Origin of the sequence: Mycobacterium talmoniae (assembly GCF_001854525.1) — a bacterium.
GTDB lineage: Bacteria > Actinomycetota > Actinomycetes > Mycobacteriales > Mycobacteriaceae > Mycobacterium > Mycobacterium talmoniae.
The window spans coordinates 1-1,511 of the sequence record NZ_MLQM01000329.1 but is presented as its reverse complement, the minus strand read 5'-3'; the positions used below and the strand labels follow the sequence as shown (position 1 = coordinate 1,511).

Genomic DNA, 1,511 nt, shown 5'->3' with positions numbered 1-1,511 from the left:
CCAATGCCGCGCAGTTAGGTGTGTGATTGGTGTGGCAAGTGTGACACGCCGTTGTGGGTACCGGTAGGGCAGCGGAACTCCCGGTATCGATGGATTGTCCGTCCAAAGACATCCGTCTCACCAGGGAGTTCCGCTGTCTGTTCAGTCTGTCATCTGTCCTGAATCACCGGGCTGTGAGGGCCCGTTCGCGCCGGGCCATCTGGGTGAGTTGACCCGGATCGTGTCTCCGGATCTCGTTGATGCCGCCTTGGAGACCACCGGCCGCGTGCAGCGACGTGTTCGGGTTCTGCCGTCGCGGGTCGTGGTCTACCTGTTGTTGGCCGGGGCGTTGTTCGCCGAGATCGGATACCGCCAGGTCTGGGCGCGGCTGGTCGCCGGTCTGGACCCTGCCACCGTGGCCACACCGGGTTCTTCGGCGCTGTCCCAAGCATTGCGACGGGTCGGTGCCGCTCCGCTGCGCGAACTGTTCACCCTGGTACGCGGCCCGGCGATCGGCGCGACGCGCTGGCAGGGGCTGTTGGTCTGCGCCATCGACGGCACCTCGATGTTCGTGCCCAACAGCGACGCCAACGCCGCAGCGTTCGGCCGCCAAACCGGCCGACCAGACGCCGCCTCCGGGTACCCGATGCTGCGGTTATTGACGGTGGTGGCGTGTGGCACCCGCACCGTCGTCGACGCCGTGTTCGGTGCCTACCAGGTCGGCGAAACCACCTATGCGCCCACGCTGTTGCGGTGCCTGAAACCAGGCATGCTGCTGTTGGCTGACCGCAACTTCGCCGTCACCGCCCTGGTGGAACAGATCGTCTCAGCACAGGCCGACCTGCTGATCCGCTGCAAAGACACCCGGGTGCTGCCCCCGATCAAAACACTGCCCGACCGCACCTGGCTGGCCCGGATGGGCGCAGTGACCGTGCGGGTGATCGACGCCCGCGTCAGCGTGGCACTCGACGGTGGGGCCGCCCGCTGCGGTCATTATCGGCTGATCACCACACTCGTCGACGAAAAACGCTATCCCGCAGACGAACTGGTCCGTCTCTACCATCAACGATGGGAAATCGAAACCAGCTACCTGGAACTGAAATCGACCATCCTGGCCGGACGCGTGCTGCGCGCAGCCACCCCCACCGGCATCGCCCAAGAGGTCTACGCCCTGCTGGTCACCTACCAGGCCCTGCGCACCGCCATCGCCGATACCAGCCTGACCCATCCCACCATCAGCCCCGACCGGCTCAGCTTCACCGTCGCCCTACACGCCGCCCGTGACCAGATCGTTGCCGCCGCCGCAACGATTACGGCGACCACCGTCGATCTGATCGGCCGCATCGGAGCAGCCGTACTCAACCAGCCACTACCGCCCCGGCGATCACGCTCAAGCCCCCGAGTGGTCGAACGCGCCATCTCCAAACACTGCGCCAAAGGCACCATCGACCGCACCAACTACACAACCACCATCACCATCGAAATCCTCGACGGTTGACAACAAGCCGCAAACCTTAACTGCGCGGCATTGC

At 65.1% G+C, this 1,511-nt stretch carries 1 protein-coding gene; it reads left to right on the top strand.

Going from position 1 to position 1,511, the window contains the following annotated elements:
* The first annotated feature begins 94 nt into the window (after positions 1-94).
* Positions 95-1,477 (top strand): IS4 family transposase, encoded by a 1,383-nt coding sequence (locus BKN37_RS27100; RefSeq protein WP_278184980.1) that lies wholly within the window; start codon positions 95-97, stop codon positions 1,475-1,477.
* The last annotated feature ends 34 nt before the right edge of the window (positions 1,478-1,511 follow it).